Genomic DNA, 19,664 nt, shown 5'->3' with positions numbered 1-19,664 from the left:
TACACCACGGCAGCGGGGCGCAACGGTTCCTATTCCATCAGCTATATCATGAAATATTCCGTGGAGCGAGTATGCGAGAGTGGAGCGGCGGCGTCCGCTGTGTGTGTAGCCTAGTCGTGAGTCTCCTGTTGCTTCTTTCCCTCGCGAGCACGCCTGTGGTAGCCAGCGCGCCGACAGCGCAGTCGAGCGTGTCACCGACGGTGGCATCACAGCCCACGGCTATTGGGGGCACCAGGACGGCACAGACGGCGACGGCAGCGAACGCGACGGCCGCACCAACTATTCAGGCGACGCAGACAGCCGCACTGACCCCGGACAAGCCCGGCGAGTACAGACTCACGTTGTCGTACTCACTTCCCGACAATCTTCTCGAATTCTACGTCCAGAACTTCGAGGACGTCAATGCGACCGTCGTTTCGACGAACGGGTTCGAGCTACGTGACGGCGAATACGAGTGGGACCAGGAGACCACCAATCCATCGATTACGCTCAGTCGCTCGGTCAACGATGGCGCGTCGCCGCTTCCGTTCGGCGCAATTAACATCGATACCGGCTCGTGGGCTCTCGCCAGCGATCTCCCGGTGGGCGTCCACTGGGTCTACGAGGGCGGGACGCGAGCGCCCGTGTTCGAGCGTGACTTCCAGTTCACTGGAGAGGGAATCGGAGGCGACTCTCTCGCGTACCTTGGCCCATACAAGGTGCGCGAACGGACGGTCAATGGTCAATCGATCAAGGTCGTCATTCCGAATGCGACCAGCGGTGTTGATGCCGACCAAGTACTGACGCGACTGGCCAACGCGCGGACCCGGCTCCGGACCGACAACGGCCCGTCGACCGTGTACGGGATTGCACTCCCCAGTGGAATCGAGACCGAGGCAGCAGGCACTGCGTCAGGTAACGCGTTCTTCGTCGCCGGCAGTGGGCGCGGCGACGGCGCGACGACCTGGGCCCACGAGTACATCCACACCCAACAGCAGTTCTACGGCGAGCCGACGTGGTTCGTCGAAGGCAGCGCCGACTACTACGCGGACCTGTTCGCGTACTACGAGGGCCGCTGGTCGTTCGAGCGGTTCCACGACGCGACGGCCACCGACGCCGATGCGACGGTCGTCCTTGCAGACGTGTCGGACCCGCGCAACGGCGGCTACACCAAGGGACAGCGGGTTACGGCGGCGCTCGACCAGCGGATTCGCGCGGATACCGACGGTCAGAAATCGCTCCGGGCCGTGTTGAATCGGCTCGCAACTGCCGAGAGCCCAATCACGAACGACGACGTCCAGACAGCTGCAGAGGCGGTGACCGGCACCTCCTACCAGTTGTTCTTCGATAACTACGTGTACGGTATCACCGCGCCCGATGTCCCCGACGAGCCGTCGGCGTACGAACCGCTCACCACGGTCGACAGTGACGGTGATGGCGTGAGTGACGCGCAAGAGGCTGCGTTCGGCAGCGACCCCCTCGTCGCCGACACGGACGACGACGGCCTCGCCGACGGTCGGGAGTTAGACCTGGGGACGAGTCCGACAGCGGTAGACACAGACCGGGATGGACTCAGTGACGCCGAGGAGGTCGACGGTCCGACCGATCCAACCGTCGCCGACACGGACGAGGATGGCCTCGACGATCGACGTGAGACGATGGGTGACACCGACCCGATTGTCGCCGACACGGACGACGACGGTCTCGCCGACGGTCGCGAAGTCAACCTGGGCGCCGATCCGTTGACTGCGGATACGGACGGTGACGGCGTCAGTGACGGTGACGAGGCAGGTGTCGGAACCGACCCGACTGCCACTGATACCGACGACGACGGACTCTCCGATCAGCGCGAACTCGAACTCGTGACGGACCCGACGGTGCGCGACACGGATAGTGACGGTCTGGCTGACGGTCGCGAGGTCGACCTCGGCGCAGACCCGAACAACAGCGACACCGATGGCGATGGGCTCGCCGACGGTGACGAAGCCGATCGGGAGACGGACCCGACAGCCACCGACACTGACGGTGACGGGCTGTCCGACGCAGACGAAGTGGCCGACGAATTGAATCCGACGACGGCCGACACGGACGGTGACGGACTCAACGACGGACAGGAGGTTGAGGCTGGCGCCGACCCGACGGTGGCTGACACTGACGGCGATGGCCTCAATGATCAGGCCGAGGTGACGGCCGGGTCGAATCCGACAGTTCGTGACACTGACGGGGACGGCCACACAGACGCCAGTGAGGTCGCCACCGGAACAGACCCAGACAGTGGGACAGGGCAACTCCAGTTTTGGATTGCGAAGCTTCTGTCACAGTTGTCTGGCGGCGGATAGCCACGCCCGGCTGCGTGCAGGCTGTCCCGAATTGCTGGAATCCGGGTGATGGTATGGAGGACGCACTCATATTTCTGGTAGCCGATATGTCACTGTAGTATGCCGACACTGTGCGCCCTCTGTCGCCGCCGCATCCCACACGAGCGAATCAGCGACCCGCAACCGTCAAGAAGCACCACCTCCTGCCAGAGCGGCGCTCTGAGTCGCCACCTGTCGAACTGTGTCGACCCTGCCACGAACAGATTTACGCCCTGTTTACGAACGAGGAACTTCGAGAGGAGTACAATACCGTTGAGTGACTGAGGAACGCACACAGGCTGTCGGAGTATCTGTCGTGGATTCGTGGAACGGACAAGCTCGACATAGAGGTTGACACGAGTGAACACCGGTAAGCGGTTGTAGCTCGCGACGGGCAGGAATGGGCCAGCTGGCCTGTCTGTGCCACTGACGGCCTCGTGATGGCCCCTCTCGTTATTTTCATGTGAAGCGAGCCTTGGAAGTATGTATGCAAAGAGTATAGTTGGTCGTTATTCACTGCCAGCCCATGCACGGGCATGGACGTCTCGCACTGGTAGTCATTATCACTACCATCGCAATCGCCGGGAGCATCGGCAGCGCAACAGCCGCATCATCTGGTGGCGTCAACATCAGAAATCAGGCCGACAGCGAACCAACGGCGCATACGTGGAACACGACGCTTGCAAGTGGGTCGAACGGCACACTCTCCTACGTTGTTGTCGATTACTCTGGGACCGGCGCTGATGTCAGCACACTCCCGGCAACCGTTGGCGAAATCACGGTGAACGGAACGAGTGTGAAACCAGCGAGCATTACGCGCACGAGCGAGACCCTCAATATCACGCTGGATTCGACCGTCACGGTGACTGAGGGCGACCGAATTACCTTCGCTATCTACCACATCATTAATCCGACGACACCGAACAGCTACACCGCCAATCTCACGCTGAAAAACACGAGTGGGACGTTCGGAGGTGCGTCGGAGAGGTTCACGATTCTTGATGGCGGTGACCTTAATGGGACAGTAACCAACACAACGGGGACAGCGCTCAGCAACGCGCAGGTCACAGTCATCAATGCGACGACGGATAACTTCGTGACGACCGCGGTCACAGACGGGAGTGGAACCTACTCAGCGTACATCCCGGCTGGGTCGTACGACGTGGTATTCGATGCGGGTGGATATCTGCAGCAGTTCGTGTCAACCAACGTCACGGCCGACGCTGAGACCGTACAGGATGCCACTCTCGAACGAGTCAGCTATATCAACGGCACTGTGACGAACGCGACTGGTGTCACCGTTCCGAACCTCGGCGTGGCGGCATACAACGCCAGTACGGGCGCCTTCGTCGGGAGCACGATGACCGATTCAACTGGAAAGTACAGTTTGCAGGTAGGAACTGGCAATTATAGCATTTCGGCGAACAACGAGACCTACAGCGGTACTGCCGAACAGGTCCAGATCTCGACCGTCGGGAGCAACGTTACTCAGAACCTGAGCGTCGTCAAGAAGGGTTCCCTGAACGCGACAATAACCGATTCGAACGGGACGGTAGTTGATGGGATCACCGTGTTCGTTGTCAATCGAGTAACACAGAACGCGAAACAAGCGACAACGAACGCGAATGGGAACGTTTCGGTTGCTGTGGGCCCCGGTCAGTACGACCTTGTTGCAGCCAACAATCCCGAATACGAGTTCGGTATTAAGGCAAACCTCACGGTCACCTCAAGCGAAACGACATCCGCCCGCCTCAACCTGACGGCGGTTCCAGACACGGGGACGATTAGCGGGCAGGTGGTGACGTCGGACGGCACGCCGGTCGCAAACGCACCGGTGTTTGCTGGCGACACCAGCTACCGGTACTACAATTCGACGATGGCCGATTCGAACGGGCAATTTAGTGTGTCTGTTCCGGCAGGGACCTACCGGGTTCGGTCAGATCCGACGGGCCTGCCCACGGGACGGGTCAACAGCGTTTCAGTGACGGCCAATGAGACGACCACCGTCGAGATCGTCATCGACCAACCGGCGTATATCACCGGACAGGTAACGAACGCGTCCGGGCCGGTCCCGAGTGCGGGCGTCCTTGCAGACAGCGGTGACGGGTACTTTTTCGCGAGGACGAACAGCAGTGGCTACTACAACATCACGGTCAGCCCGAACAACTACACGGTGTCTGTCTTCACGAGTGGGCAGGACACCTCTTCGGTATCAGTCAATACGACAGCAGAGAATGTCTCGTCAGCGAACTTCACGCTGGTCAAGACGGAGGTATTGGCCAAGTCGGTCACCAAGGAAACTGGCCCCGGAGATATGTCGAAGATTGGTGTGAACGCCAGGGTTCGGAGTGGGCTCCTCCGGATTCAATTGGTAAACAAGAGTCAGACAGAGGGGAATCGTGTCGGGGCACCGCAGGAACTGTCGACGTTAGGTGTGACCAAGGAAACAAGATTCAATATCACAATTACGGTGTCGAACTTTACTGCCGACTCACTGCTCTGGGGTATCGACAACGCGAACTATACCACGACCCCGAACGCAACCACAGATAACGCGACCGACATCACAATCACCGGCCAGCCAGTCACGCTCCAAGCGACACGCGCGAACGGGGCGACAGTCGGACCGCTGTTGTTCCGGTCGCCGAGCGACGTGCAGTGGCCGACGGACCGGTCCGATCAGGCCGACGAAGGCTTCAATCAGACCGTCTACGTTGGTATCTTCGATCTCAGTAACGTTCCGAGCGAGGTGCGGGACACGCTCCGCGGCATCAGCGTCACGACGAATGCACAGGCATTCTCGACGCCGCAAATCGTGAACAACAGCCTCCGCATCTGGATTGCTGGCCCCTCGACGACGGTCGAGGGGAATCAGCACACCGGGTTCTACCAGGCGACGATTCCAGACAGCCAACTCAACGAGTGGGGCGTGGACGACCCGGAGACCGAACTGGACGTACTGTACAAGGGGTCGGAACGGTCGTTCACCGTGACCGAGACCGCCGACGGAGCGCGCATCCGCATCGAGAACATCAGCTACTCGGCCGGGTTTGTCGAGGTCGAACCGAATGCAGAGGCAGCCACGAGCTCAACGACAGCAACCGGAGGCCCAACCCCGACACCGACCCCAACGCCGACGCCAACCCCGACGCCCACAGAGACAGCAACGGCGACTCCACCCGCAACTGAGACGCCACCCCCGACATCGACGTCGACGCCGACGCCAACCCCGACGCCGACACAGACTGCTAGCCCGACGCCGACCGTTACTCCGACAGCCACGACACCGTCACCGTCGTCAACACCCACTCCGACAGCACCTGAGACGGCATCACCAACACCGGCAGCAGACGCCGATGAGTCGGCGCAGGCGCCGAGCCCGACAGCGACGCCCGGTCAGCCAGGGTTTGGGCCCCTCATCGCGCTCGTGGCGCTTGCTGGTGCTGTGCTGGTGGCCATGCGACGCATGTAGGCGTTCGCTAACCCCTTGCTTTTGCGCCCATAATCGAGTCGGTAGCGATACTTGGGGGCTCTAAGCCAATGCTATATCAAAACGAGAGGGCGGGTCACTCAGAGATACGGCTCGCACACGCGCCGCACACCTTCCTCAAAATTGACCGTCGGTTCCCAACCGGTTGTGTTCTAAAGCTTCGAGCAGTTAGCCAGCGTGTCGTGGACATACCCTTCGAGAAAATTCTCGATGTGCTCCAGCTTGATATCCGTCCCGAGCTCGGCGTTGATACAGTTGCGAGCGCATACCTCCGCGTTCAGGCGGAGGGCAAGCGACACTCGGCCCGCTTGTCAGTACCATTCAAGCCCGTGGCGCGGGGTCTCTCCGATGCTACAAATCCGGTGAGAGCCGTTCCCGAACCACAAGGGCTGGTGAATCGCGGTGGTCCACACGGCGATGACATGGGGTTTGATAGAGCGTCGCTGACCGCGCCACAGCCTTGCGAGGGAGACACCCGAGCGTTCCCCCGGTATGTCGCCGGGTCCCTCCGAGTGCGGGGTGGAACCGACGGGCGACGGCCGCCCGACTCCGATGGTCGGATTCCTCCGCGTTCACGCGGAGGAGGATAAGAACTCAATCATGGTGGTCAACTATCCCACCCTACTCGCTCGCGCTACCGCGCTCGCTTCGTTGCGGGTGGGGCTTGTCCGTGGACTCGACCTCTGAAGCGTCTGTGTACAGGGTGTATCCCCGAATCGGTGTCACGGTCCCGGACTCGAGGGCGTATTGACTGACACCCCTCCCACGCGAGGACTGCTGCTCACGTCGGAGATACACATCTGCCACGTTCTTGCCAGCGTTGTAGTTGGCGTGATTCTGACTGCCGCATTTTTGACAGTTGAACGTATCGCGCGATGGGCGATTGGTATCGTGGATGAACCCACACTCTGCACACCGCTTGCTCGTATTCTTCGGAGTCGTCGTCTCCACGAACAACCCTTCGGCTTTGGCCTTGTACTCGACGTACTCGGACAAGCGGTTAAATGCCCACTCGGAGTGTCACGCAGCGTCGGGCAGTCGCTCACGGATACCGTCTAACTCCTCGAACACGGTACCGGTACAGTCGTAGCGGAGAGCTTCTTCGACGATGCCGTTGGCCACGCTGTGGAGGACGTGCTTCGCGTGCTCGTCTTTCCGTCCACTCACGGCTTCCAGCGTGCGGTGTGCATTCTGTGTGCCACACTCTTAGAGGTCGCTACGCACGCACTCGAACTCCCGTCGCTTGTGGCTGAGTTCCCCAGTCAAAAAAGCGGGCTGTGCTGGTGACGGCGAGTTCGTCACGCCGAGAACCGTTCCGTTCTCGGTCGCTTCGTTGGTAGCCTTGGGCTTGCGGAAGCCAAGATGCGCGTACCACTCTCCATCTCGATAGTGGAGTGTGGATTCCGTCGGTTCACATTCGTCACTGTCGAGATACCGGTGTGGTAGCCGTCCTCGTCGTCAGGAAGCACGAGGTCGGCACGAACGCGCGAGTGGTCGCCGTATGTGGTGAGCGACACGTGTTCGTTCTCGGAGAAGACAGTCATCGTCCGACTGTCGTAAGTAACAGTCGGACTCGGGTACATTGGTTTGTTAGCTTTCTTCCCACCTTGGCGATGGGAGATGCAGGATTTGACGTTCTCGGCTGCTTGGTGGCACGCGAGGATGGCGTGCTGGCTGCTGAGACTGGGTTTGTTCGCGTACGTCGTCATAGGCGAGCCGTTGCACGTCGGACTTGGAGAGACACCGCTCTCACGCGTTGTCCACGCAAGCTGGCAGCCCCGTTTCCACTCCTCAGTGGTACCTCGGAGGAGTGACTCGTCAGTGGGAGACACGGCGAGCCGTGTAATGCCGGTTCGGCGGTGATAGTCGTCCAGCGCTATCATTAATGTAGTGCTGAAGTCGATTAATGGCTGGTGATTGTCGCTTTCTCCCCGCCCTGCTGCGCTACTCTCTCGCTCCGCTCGTTGTATTGCTCCGTGAGGACGGGGACTCCACTCGCAAAAAGTTGAATCAGCAGGTGTGACCTCCTCCTCGCCGTAAACGGCGAGGCTTCCCACGGCACCGCACCGCTGAGTTGGGATATTTGCTGGTTTACGACGTGTCGGCATGACAGGCCGATGGCGGGGCCACACCGCCGTTACTCCTATCCCGGCAGGGGACTCGGAGTTATCTCGCAACCGAGACACCACAGCGGTTCGAGAAGGGTGTCTCGAACATCGAGGGCCTCGGAGTCCCGATATTGTGCATTTGGGTGGGCGGTGTGACCGCCTCGGTGTCTGTCACAATATGAACTGAGATTACCTAAATATCCGTATCAGCGCCAGAACGTAGTTCGTAGAGGAGTTGTCGGATTCACGCCCGCCGTGAACGGCGGGATTCTCTCCTCGCAGAAAGATAGTCGGCTGACTCTCGACAGCGTCAGTCAGGAACCACAGGCTGGTACCACTCTCAGATCCGCATATCTATAGATTTCAGTCCACATAATCAGCCACCATCCTTATTGGTAGTATCTTCTTACTATATCGGAAGCGACGCCACTCGACGGACGCACAAGGGCCGATTACCCCCATACTCGGTCCCCGTACAAACGGCGTGCTGTCAGTCCAGATCGGGGGTGCGGTGGCCCATCGTGGCCGGCTGACAGCCGCTCACCGTGTTGGTGTCGTGGAGACAAACCATGCACATCAAACAACTATTCGACGACGATCAGGCGGTGTCGCCGGTCATCGGTGTCATCCTTATGGTGGCCATAACGGTGATTCTGGCTGCCGTCATCGGCACATTCGTCCTGGGACTCGGCGACCAGGTCCAGAACAACGCACCGAGCGCCAGCTTCAATTTCGATTTCAATGATAATACTATCACTCACGGAGGCGGTGATACAATCACAAAATCAGAAATCACTATTGTAAATGGAGACAAAAGCTCGGCTCCGTCAAGCATCTCCACCGGCGAGACGGTAGGGAGCATTAACTCCCGCCTCAGTTCCGGAACAAAGGTTCAGATCGTTTGGAACAACCCGAACGGACAGAGTTCACAGGTTATTGGCGAAGCTGAGGCCCCATAACACCATATGAATATTAAGAGATTATTTGATGATGACCAGGCAGTATCGCCGGTCATCGGGGTCATCCTTATGGTAGCCATAACGGTGATTCTGGCTGCCGTTATCGGTACGTTCGTGCTGGGATTGGGTGACCAGGTCCAGAATAATGCGCCAAGCTTCCAGGCCACGTATAGTTTCAACCCTGCGGGTGGTGACGGGTTCGAAACGGCCGCTAATTCCGACGGTGACGCGTTCGATGTTGCTCATGGTGGCGGAGACACTGCTGACCTAAGCAATTTCAAAATCGTCATCAACGACGAATCACAGTCAGACTTAACAAGTTCTGGCGCTGTGTTAACCAGCGGCGGCTCGAGCTCGTTTAGCACAGGCGACTCAATCACCGCTTCTGAAGGTGCTGGCACAGGCGTGACGTTCGTTAGTGGAGAAACCGTGAGCCTCATCTGGCAAAATCCGAATGGCCAGAGTTCACAGGTCGTCTCCCAGACGACCGTCCCCTAACCTGACGCACACCGCGTCAGTCCTTTTTTCAGTACGACAAGGCCACGCGTATGCCACTACCCGACCGCCATACACGCGAGCGCGCACTCGCGGAGACATACAGCACCCGTAGCAGTGCGAGTGTCTGGGAGCTGGTCGAGCAGTATCGACAGGTCCAGGAGTACGTAGCCGATCACCCCAACGCGGGCTCAACCGCGGTCGCGAGGGCGCTCGAGCTCCCACGCAGCCGGGTTCGGCCGTGGCCCGACGATGGGATGCCCGATGCCGTCCGGGCTATCGAGACGGCTGCTCGCAAGGGATGGCTCGATGCCGCACCCGGCGACCGACCGTGGGCGGGCCTAACCATCATGCACGCCTGGATTGTCGGCGGTGGCGCGATTACAGCCCGCAACTGGCGCCCCCGGTTTGCGGTCGGCGATGACGATCCCGAGGCGGCGCTTCGCGCAGCCGCCCGTGCTGTTGACGTGCAGGTCGCTGAGCAACACACAGACGCGGTCGGTCGTGGCCGTGAACTGGCCGTAACCACACACGGCGCGGTACTCGGTCGGTATCTCGGTGGCGTCCTTGATGTGCCGGTCGGGCCGAAAGCCGGCGGTGATCAGTCACTGCCACAGTGGCTTACGGCCGCACCGTTCGACACGCAACTCCGCTGGGCACGCACGTATGTCTCGCTGCGGGGGACCACTGTTCCCGAGGGCCACGGCTATCGGCTCCAACTGAAGGAGGAGGGGCGGCCAGCAGCGTGGTTCAGGCAGGTTGCGGCGCTGTCTCGCGAGCTGATTGGCGACCCCAACAAGCATCGTGACGGGCTGGTAGATTGTGCGGTTGCACGACCGAACGGTGGCGATGCTGGATGTAGCCCCGTCACTCCCAGGTTGAAAAAGGTCCAAAGTGGGCCGCCACTCGACGGACAATCGAGCACGCCACTCTCCACACCGGCGCGAGCGTCATAAGGGGGCAGCGCCACTGAGAACGCTGTATGCAGTAAACCACCCCCTAGCTGTCCGGTGGTTCTAATCACTGTTCGGCGAATTTTCGATAGCCTGGTGCCACTGCGCATTGACCTCCGGCCATATCTGCAACCGTACTGATGACCCTTATCGTGGAAGTCACAGCAGCGACGTACGGATGACACACGGCTGTGTGGGCCGAGGGTTGATCGATACTTCGGCAGTTACGGGCGGAGCCACTGCTCTCAGCGGTCGCAAAAGGCGTCCAGCGGGGACGCCCACTCGACGGACACTCGAGTCACACCGGTCCCCACGCCGGTGTGTCGTGCGCCATCACAGTGGCGCGCAGCGCTTCGGCGGCGCTGTACTTCATTCAATAGATTGGAATTACAAATAATACCGGTGACTGTTTCACTGCGTGATAGCACCCATTTAGTTAGTAATAATTTTCAATTGAACATCATTTCGTCGTCTGAAAACCGGGCCACAGGCACTCTCAGCGGCCCCGCCAGTCGGAATCGTGACGGTTCGTGTGCGTAGTCGAGTGGAACGGCCACAGCCGACGATAGCAATCGCTGTGCTACATGAAGCGACGCGCGACGCGCTTGACCGGCTCCAAATCGACGCCCAGCTGCTCTTCGGCACTGTTGACGAGCATGACCTCCTCCTCTTCGATACCACCGAGTCGGAGCACGATGAGTGCGTAGGCGCCGAGATACACGACGAACAGCCCGACAACAACCGGCAGCGTCACCGTCAGGTACAGCCGGGCGATGGCTTCGAGGAGAAGGAGGACGCCGGCTGCGGCGGCCGTCGGGAGCACCAACGGGCGCGTGAGCGGTTGGATGCCTGTCGCGCGGTACAGTTGAATCGCGTACAGGACGTTGAGCAGGCCGTATGAAACTGCGGTCGCGATGGCAGCACCCAGGAACGAGTAGCGCGGAATCAACACGATATTCAGCCCGACGTTCAGCGCTGCCACGATGACGTTGTCGTACATGATGGCCCGGGTCCGGCCAATCGAGGTGAGTGCACTTGCATTGAAACCGCCGAGTAGTGGCAGGAAGAACCCGATAGCCAGAATCGCCAGCGCTTGCGCTCCCTCAGCATACTCCGCAGTGAAGGTGAGTGTGATGACGAGCTGCGGATGGAAGACGAATAGCAGGAAGAGCGGCAGTGTTCCAGTGACGACCCACTTTGTGGCCACCTGAAACGTCCGACGCATGTCTTCGGTGCGCCCCTCATCATGTAACTCTGAGAAGACAGGCATAAAAATGAACCCGAGCGCGACGAGGCCAGTATCGAGTAGGTTCGCCAGCGGATAAACGACGTTGTAGATACCGACCGGGCTGGGGCCGACGAGCGCGCCTAGCATGAAGATGTCCACGTCCGAGAGCACCGCTGCCATCGCCGCGGTCACGACGAGCGGTGCGGAGAAGCTCAGCAACTCTCGGTACTGCGGGCTCCACGCGACCGACCGGTCAAATACAGATGTCTCACGGGCAATATACACCAAGCCAGCAAGCCCGGCCAAAAGGTATGCCAGCACATACGCGACCGCGACACCGAGACTGCCCGCTGCAACCCCAACAGCAACAAGAATGCCCAGAAATCGAACGACTGGCAGCGTGATATTCTGGATGAGCGCGCGAGGGAGTGTCTTCTGGAGGCCCTGAATGCCACCAACAGCGTATCGCATCAACGCCGCAAAGGGGATTCCGAGCGCAAAGATGCGGAGCAGACGGGTCGACTCCGGCGTATCGAACACGCGTGCGAGCGTCGGCGCAGCGACGAACACGGCGACTGTCGCGACCAGCGAGACGCCAACAACGATGCGCAGCCCAGTCACGAGGAGCCCACGCCGAGCTGCTGGCGTCTCCGTCCGCGGAAGATACCGCCCGATACCGCGGTCGAGTCCGACGACGACGAGCAGCGAGACGGTCGTCAGGAGGGTGATACCGAGGGATAACTCCCCGTAACTGGTCTTGCCGTAGACGATTGCGAGTACGAGCTTGCCGACGAAGGCTGTCCCGAGTTCCAGCACGAGCCCGGCAACCAGGACAGTACCACCGGTGAAGACGGTCCGAATCGCGCCGAAGCGGTCATCACTCATCCTGAACCGTGCGACGGTGGAGGGGTATCATCAATCTCGCTGTAGGTCAGGCCTCTCCGGCCAGGAGCGCGCGCCACTGCTCGAGTGTACTACTCGTGTCGAACTGCATCGCCGTCTCCTGAATCGTCTCCGCACCCCACTCCTGGTTGGACAACCGGTCGAGTGCCGCTCGGAGATTGTCGGCCCCGCGCTCGTAGAGGACGCCGTTGACGCCAGGCTCGATTTGGTACGGGGTGAAGCCCTCGGCAACACCGACGACAGGCTTCCCACTGGCGAACGCCTCGACAGGGACGATGCCGAAGTCCTCCTGTTCAGCGTTGAACACGACCGCGTCACACTCGGCGAGCAAACGGTACTTGTCGGCCTCGGAGACGTACCCGAGGACGTCAACGTTCGGGCCGGCAGCCGCGCGGACATCAGCCTCTGCCGAGCCCGTCCCTGCGATCTTGAGTTGGTAGTCTGTGTTGTTGACCACCTTGACGACATCCTGCACGCGCTTCCCTGGCTCGAGCCGCCCCAACGAGAGGAGGAAGCCTTCGCTGGGCTCGTGATAGTAGGCATCGGTATCGATCGGCGGATAAATAACGGCTGTCGACGCCCGCCGATAGTACGTCTCCAGTCGGCGGCCAATCACCTCGGAGTTGACGACGAAGTCGTCGATGCGGGCCGTCGAGGTGGTATCGAGTGTGCGAAGATACGACCGCGCCATCCGCTTGATCCAGCGAATCGGTGCGGCACTCTCGGCATAGCTCGCCCGGGATTCGAACAGCCACCGGCGCGGCGCGTGGAGGAGGTGGTAGCGCTGCTGATGTGGCTCGTGGATGACGCTCTTCGGCGCGTCGCCGGTCGTGATGACGGCGTCGTGGTGTTTCGGCACCTCGAAGCTGCTGTAGGCCGCATCGAACAGCAGGCTCCGGAACGGGAGCCGATTCAGCAGCCAGCCGTACCGATCCCAATCGTCGCCGAACTCAATGACCTCGACATCCTGCTCAAGCGGCTCGGTCTGGCGAAGCGTGTAGATCGGCGCATCGAGCCCCTCGGCAAGTGTGCCAGCGTAATGCTCACCCCCACCGTGGAACGTGATTGGCCGATGAATGATGCAGGGGTCGGTGAACGGCGGTTCGGGAATGGCCTTCATCTCAGCTTCCCTCCGTTCCGTGGCGATACCCGACGACAGCGCAGGTGGGACACGCGGTGCTGAGTGCTGGCGCGCTGGTACTCGTATCGCTGTCCTGTGGGTGACCGCTCTGACCTAATTGTGGGCGTGACCGCTGTGGTGACGGTACGGCTGGTCGACGCAGCGTGCGACCGTCGACAGTTTGTGCCCCCGTCGTTGCAGTGAACCGGACCAATTTGACGAGACATTTACTCACGTCCTCATAGGTGTAGTGGTTGCGCAGCGTGCCAACACGTCTGCGTCTGTGCCTCTCTGGTCCACCGCGTCGGGCGGTTCGGCTGGCGTGTCGAGGTATTGAGTCGCGAGTCGGTGGGAGCTGGACACCTCTCGTGAGGAGTATCGTGTGCTACAACACGCCGCATACGCTGTGAAGTGAGCGGATAGCCGGCTCGGCCGCTACCCGGTTGAGCCCAAAAAAAGCCGCATTGCGTGTGTCCGAATCGTATGGTAACCGGATCGGAGACCCGGCGGTTCAGCCGTCGTCGTCAGTCACGCCGCAGGGCCAGCAGGGCCGCCCCTGCCAGCGCGACGAGCGCCAGTGCCGCACCGAAGCCGGGCTGGCCGGTCGACTCGGTCGGCGTCGGCGTCTCCTGGTCCATCGTCGGCGTCGCCGTCTCCGTCGGCGTGGCCGTCTCAGTCGGCGTTGCCGTTGCCGTCGGCGTTTCCTCCGCTGGTGTCGGCGTTGGCGTAGCAATCGTCAGCGTTGCCGAGTCGGTGACGATGTCGCCAGCCGACGTGGTGTACGGCCCGTCTTCAGCCCCGTCACTGGAGACGAAGTCGTACGCTTCGTTACCGTTGGTGTCCAGGTGCGGCATGGCGACGACCGTGCCGGCGGACTCGTACGGCTCGTCGAGCGTGACCTCGACGTCAGAGTGACTGCCGGCCGCGAGGTAGTCGCTGGTGCCGCGGACGGAGTCGAACGTGGCGCCGTCGAGCAGCGAGCCGTCGTGAATCGTGACGAACCCACCGTCCGACAGCGACACCGAGTCGACGGTCACCGTAGTGCCATCAGACGTCTGGTTGCTGATGGACACCGTTGCGGTCGGTGCTGCGCGCACCGTCCCGGCCGTTTCAGCGTTGTCGGTGAAGCCCTGCTGCGGGATGGTCACCGTGAAGTTCTGGCCAGCGTTCGTGTCCGAGAAGTCCAGCGTGGCGCTGAACCGCTGGTCGGTCGTCACCTCGACCTCCTGATTCTTCAGGAACGGACTGTCACCGGTCGCGCGGGCACGCACACTCAGGTTCGTGCCGGGGGCGACAGACGTGCTCCCACTGATGGTCTGGCCACTCGCGTTCGTGACCGTGATCAGCGGGTTACCGCTGGCCGTTTCTTCGCTCGTGTCGAACGAGACGGTTCGTTCGACGACGGTGTACGTCGAGGTGACCGATTCGTTGGTCGAGGTCAGCTGGCTGCCCTTCCCGACGAAGAGCGTGGCCTCGAACTGATCCTCGGCACTGGCGCTGACGTTGTTGTCGTCGAAGTCGTTGTCTTCGCCGCTGTTGGGGCCGACGCCGTACTCGTTGGCCTCGACGTCGTAGCGGTTGAAGATGGCGGCGTCGGTCTGGAACGCGACGTAGACGCGGTTCTGGGTGTCGTTCGTCACGACGTTGATCGCGCCTTTATCGGCTGCGTGGGCCAGGTTCAGGACCTTCGGATCCTGATTCGCACCGGGGTTCGTCTGGACGACGACCAGGTCGATGCTGTTCGTGTCCAGGACGTTGGCGAGTGCGCCCTCTGCGGTCGTCACACTGCTCTTGTCGAGTTCGGCCTGGACGGCACCGTAGACGCCGGAGATGGCGAACTCGTGGACGACGATGTCCTGGCGCGCGATGGTGCTGCTCTCCGTCAGATTACCGGCGTCACGGAACTGGGTGACGTTCTGGACGGAGGTGATGCGGTTGAAGTCCTCGTCGGGCAGCCGGTTGATCGTCTGGCTGTCCGTCGACCGCTGACCGATCGCGAGCGTTGCGACGGCCTCTTCGTCACCGCTGATGGTGACATTCATATTGTAGTCGGCGGCGTCGAGGACCTGGTTACCGGCGTCCGTTCCAGCGCCGACACTGAGCGTGTCGGTGGCGTCGTCGTCGCCGTCGGCGACGATGCTGAAGCCATTACTGCCGGTGCCGGCGGTGTATGTGTTGATGCGGACCGTCACTTCACCGTCTTCGTCGGCGTCGGTGACGGTGACGGGTTTCTGGTAGTTGACGTCGCTGCCGCCCACGTTGAGCGTGGCGGTGTCGGTTCCGCTGAGGTCGATTGTGACCTCGGCAACGTCACCACGGTCGACGCTTGCGATGGTGCTCCCGAAGCTCGCACTACTGTCGGGTGCTTCACCGACCGACACCTCGCTGGTCTCGACCGTCACGCCGCTCTTGATATCGGTCACTTCGACGGTGTAGTTGCCAGCGGCGGCCACGTCGAAGCTGAACGTGGCGTCACCGTTGCCGTCGAGCGTGATGGTGCGCGGGCCGGCGACGACATCACCAGCACTGTCGAGCAGGCTGGCTTCCACGTCGCGGTTGCCCGAGTTGGCCGAGATGGAGCCCGTGATGGAGTCGTCCGTCTGGATGGACGTGTCGTCGACCGAGGCACTCAGGCCGAGTCCGCGGAGCGTCAGCGTCGCAGTCTGGTCTGGTGCACCATCGGAGTTCTGGTAGGTCACCTGGTAGTCCGGATTTGCGTTCCGGCCCTCCGTCGAGAAGACGTAGAGCTGGCTCGCAGTGCCGGTACTCCGGCTGGCGACGAACGTCTCGAACGTGCCGTCGTCGTCGGTATCGGAGGCGATCTCGAGATTCTCGTCGAAGTTGCTGCCGGCGTCAGCGTAGACGGCGACGTTCTCGCCCTGGAAAGCGGTGCCGGCCGTGCCGTCGTTCTCCGAGAGCGTGGTCGTCGTCGCGGTCACGGAGACGTTCCGAGCGCTGATTGACGCGCCACCGGTCGTTGAGAGGCCGCCGTCGGTGATGTTCACCTTCGCAATCTTTGCGCTCGATGCGCTGGCCAGATCGAGCATGACCTGGCCGTCGTCGGCCGCAACGTCAGCACCGGCGCCACCTTTTTCGACCGAGTCGATGGCGACGGTGTTGCCGTCCTCGTCGTAGACCGTGAAGTCAGCCTTGTCGATGGAGCTGTCGGCGATGCTCCGTGTGAAGGCGAGTTCGACCTTCGTCCGGTCGCTCTCGCCGGGGTCGATGAATGCGATGCCGCTCGCCGAGATGGCGCCCGACGAGTCGATGGTGATCCCTGCGTCGTTCTGGAGATTGCCAATGGGCGAACCCTGCTGGAAGAACAGGCCGCGGTCACCGGAATCAAATCCGCCGACAGTCGTGCTGTCGTCGGTGACCGGATTCACCGAGAAGTCCAGCGTCTTGCCAGTCGGAGCGTCCGTAGCGATCGTGGCCTTGATTACAATGTTGCTGCCGCCGGGTCCGAAGTCTGCATTCAGATTCGAGAGAGTATACGAGCCATCGGATTGTGCGGTCGCTGTTCCGAGCGATGTGCCATCTTGGAACACTTCGACCGACGTGATATTCGCGTTGCTCAGCGTACCGTTGTTGATGACGGTGATAGCGTTGAGGTCGTCACCGAAGTCGTCTGTAGCGACTCCACCGCCGTCACCTTCCCGATAAATCGTTTCGCTATTATCGTACGTTCCGGTGTTTGCTGTGTCGACGTAGCCGACATCAGTGGCGAACGCATTCATCGTTTGGCCAGCGAGATCCTGGGTAGCACTACCGAATGTGACACGCGTCACACTAACGATGACGTCACCGTTCCCGTATCCGTTGGCGTCTTCGGTAGTCTGACTGTTCGTGTTAACGAACATCTCGGCGTTGCCGGAGGCACCGGAGTTGAAGTCAGTGAAGTCCGCGATACCAGCACGAACAATCCCACCGTCGTCGGCGTCGCCGAGGGTGGTGTCGTCGCTGAGGATGATGCCTTCACGCTGGCTTGCCGAACCGTCACCAGGTGTATAGGCATTGTCATCATTGGCTGCGTCGAAGACAGCCACATTGTCGGCGTCGTCGAATGCGGCCACCGAAACGCCGAGGTCGAGATCACCGGACTGGACCGCACCTTGCGGTTCGGTCGCGGTCCAACCTGAAAGGCGGGCGTCACCTGCAGCGTTGTCACCACTGCCGCGCTCCAGAACGCCGGTACTGCTACCCGTCGGCATCTCGATATAGATACCGTCATTTAGGGGCGCCGAAATCAGGTCGCCAGAGCCGTCAGCATCCCAGAACTTGACTGCACCACCCGATTTGAACGTGTAAGATGCTCCCTTGATGACAGTTGCACCTGCACCTGCGCTGGCGTCGGGGCCAGCCACGACGACGTCGTCAGCGGTACCGGTACTGTCGGTCACACTAATGACGATGTTGTCTCCGTTGTCACCGTCGTAGGTGCCGTCGTTATCACCTTTCGCGTTGTCGAAGCCGACAACGGCGTTATTTGCGACCGTCATCCCGGTAGTTGTAATGGTATCTCCGGATTCGACCTGTTCACCGACGCTGACACCAGAAATGTCGCTATCTTTGTCGTATATCAGAACGTCACCTTCACTGACCGTACCGCTCCCGTCAACGTCGTAGAAGAGTTCGTCATCATCGTTTGCTGGGTCCCAGCCAGTTGTGGTTGAGGTGTCATCGATGAACGCGAACTGGCCGTCACTATTACTGAAGCCGGTATTGGTGGCGGTAACGGGGGCAACACTCTTGCCAATATCATTGTCAGTCGCGGCCATTAGCTCGGCAGTCGGCAGGCCGAGCTCGATGTTTCCGGGGTTAGTGTCACTGGTCGCGATGACGGTTACCTGATCAAGGCGAACGTCGTCCGCTGTTTCGACAGCGTTGGCGTCATCTCCTAAGTGGTAGATAGGGTCCTGCGGACCACTGTTGTCATATGCGCCATTAGTGCCCTGCGGGTCGTCGTAGAACGCGAGGTTTGTGTTTTCGGCCAAGGTTATATCGGCCGAACCAGGGGTGAGGACAGTGTCGACAGATTCGTACTGGCTGACAGAACTGCCACTAGACTGATCCACGATGGCTTCGCCAGAGGAGTACGCTCCGCCGTGGTCGCTGTCCACGTAATCCGTTGACGTCGCAAAGTCGGACAGCGTCTTGCCGGCAAGGTCGGTATCACCGGTTATTTCACTGAGCCGAAGTACCTCGTCGCCATCGTCGTAGGCACCGCTTGTTCCGCTTATCGACGTATCATCAACGAATAACTCCGGAGTAGTTGCCGTTCCTCCGTCAAATGCAGCCGTCGGGTTGTCAGCAACCCCGTTAAGTCCACTTGTTATGATCGTATCACTACTCGATACGGTCAAGTCTAAGACCTGCTGCGTGTCTCCCGGAATCGGGTTGTCAATCCCGGGATCCTGTACTGTTGTACGCGATGCGCTTGTTGCCAGTCCGGGCCCAGCGAGGGCAACTACTGACCCGATCATCAGTAGTGCCAGCACCAAGGCGCGGAATTTGTCGCGGGTGTCTGCCATTGTTTGTGATTTCTCCGTTCGTTCCATGAACGCTCCGTGCGGAGTCTCGTCGCTTAGACCGAGACCGACCAGCAGATGGCGCTCATCACGAGACGGGCTTAGGTTGTGTGCCTCTCTCTTGGTATATATGCCTTGTTGGTTTGGAAAGCAATTTAAATACAACACTTACAATTGACATTATTTGATTGCAGAAACGCCACAAGTCCTTACACAGCAGGGACCAGGGACCATCGCCGGCAGTAGGGCAGCTCTGTGAATAGCGTGGCAAGCGATATTGCTCCAGAGCTTGTCCAGTGGCGTGACTCTCTCCTTACTCAGTAGCGTTGGGGCCAGCCGCTATACAGACGCGCGTACGCATATGCGGCTGTCGCACAGCAGATATACGACTACTTGACAATCGTGAGCAGCTACAACAGACTGTACCACTCTCCGTGTAGCGCGTCGAAAGAATGGAACCGCACTGCACCGCACCGCACCGCACTGCTGTGCCGGAGGATGCCCGGTCCGGCGGCCGGTGATTCAGTCGTTACCGTTAGTCGCG

Annotated in this window: 8 protein-coding genes and 2 pseudogenes; 5 read left to right on the top strand and 5 right to left on the bottom strand. The window is 60.5% G+C overall.

The features are described from left to right. Positions 1–71: 71 nt before the first annotated feature. On the top strand, positions 72–2,318 hold the full coding sequence (locus ABEJ63_RS11250) for a hypothetical protein (protein ID WP_375796469.1): 2,247 nt from the start codon (positions 72–74) through the stop codon (positions 2,316–2,318). 544 nt (positions 2,319–2,862) lie between these two features. Beyond that, a complete protein-coding gene (locus ABEJ63_RS11245; RefSeq protein WP_375796468.1) occupies positions 2,863–5,808 on the top strand; it encodes a carboxypeptidase regulatory-like domain-containing protein in 2,946 nt (981 codons plus the stop codon). Between the two features lie 98 nt (positions 5,809–5,906). On the opposite strand, the pseudogene ABEJ63_RS11240 reads toward ABEJ63_RS11245, so the two are convergent. Both ABEJ63_RS11240 and ABEJ63_RS11235 read right to left on the bottom strand, forming a co-directional pair. After that, positions 5,907–6,077: pseudogene (locus tag ABEJ63_RS11240) on the bottom strand (nucleoside-diphosphate sugar epimerase); the annotation flags it as partial. Positions 6,078–6,447: 370 nt separating this feature from the next. Next, positions 6,448–7,709, bottom strand: a pseudogene (locus tag ABEJ63_RS11235) (RNA-guided endonuclease InsQ/TnpB family protein). Positions 7,710–8,503: 794 nt separating this feature from the next. Between ABEJ63_RS11235 and ABEJ63_RS11230 the strand changes: the two are divergent. The 3 genes from ABEJ63_RS11230 to ABEJ63_RS11220 are packed head-to-tail and all read left to right on the top strand — an operon-like array spanning position 8,504 to position 10,344. Further along, on the top strand, positions 8,504–8,893 hold the full coding sequence (locus ABEJ63_RS11230) for a type IV pilin (RefSeq protein WP_375796467.1): 390 nt from the start codon (positions 8,504–8,506) through the stop codon (positions 8,891–8,893). 6 nt (positions 8,894–8,899) lie between these two features. Beyond that, positions 8,900–9,391: a type IV pilin gene (locus ABEJ63_RS11225; RefSeq protein ID WP_375796466.1), complete on the top strand. Its 492-nt coding sequence runs from the start codon at positions 8,900–8,902 to the stop codon at positions 9,389–9,391. 50 nt (positions 9,392–9,441) lie between these two features. Then, positions 9,442–10,344, top strand: coding sequence for a hypothetical protein (locus ABEJ63_RS11220; protein WP_375796465.1), 903 nt, complete (start codon positions 9,442–9,444; stop codon positions 10,342–10,344). A gap of 577 nt (positions 10,345–10,921) precedes the next feature. On the opposite strand, the gene ABEJ63_RS11215 is transcribed toward ABEJ63_RS11220, so the two are convergent. The 3 genes from ABEJ63_RS11215 to ABEJ63_RS11205 all read right to left on the bottom strand — a co-directional run bounded on the left by ABEJ63_RS11215 (position 10,922) and on the right by ABEJ63_RS11205 (position 19,123). After that, a complete protein-coding gene (locus tag ABEJ63_RS11215; RefSeq protein WP_375796464.1) occupies positions 10,922–12,454 on the bottom strand; it encodes a flippase in 1,533 nt (510 codons plus the stop codon). A gap of 46 nt (positions 12,455–12,500) precedes the next feature. After that, positions 12,501–13,592 (bottom strand): glycosyltransferase, encoded by a 1,092-nt coding sequence (locus ABEJ63_RS11210; RefSeq protein ID WP_375796463.1) that lies wholly within the window; start codon positions 13,590–13,592, stop codon positions 12,501–12,503. 524 nt (positions 13,593–14,116) lie between these two features. Then, positions 14,117–19,123 carry a beta strand repeat-containing protein gene (locus tag ABEJ63_RS11205; RefSeq protein WP_375796462.1) on the bottom strand — a complete coding sequence of 1,669 codons (5,007 nt, stop codon included), beginning with the start codon at positions 19,121–19,123 and terminating at the stop codon, positions 14,117–14,119. Between the last annotated feature and the right edge of the window lie 541 nt (positions 19,124–19,664).

The sequence above is a fragment of the Halosegnis sp. genome, from assembly GCF_042216475.1.
GTDB lineage: Archaea > Halobacteriota > Halobacteria > Halobacteriales > Haloarculaceae > Halosegnis.
The sequence above is the reverse complement of the archived record's forward strand: the minus strand, read 5'-3'. Positions and strand labels throughout refer to the sequence as shown.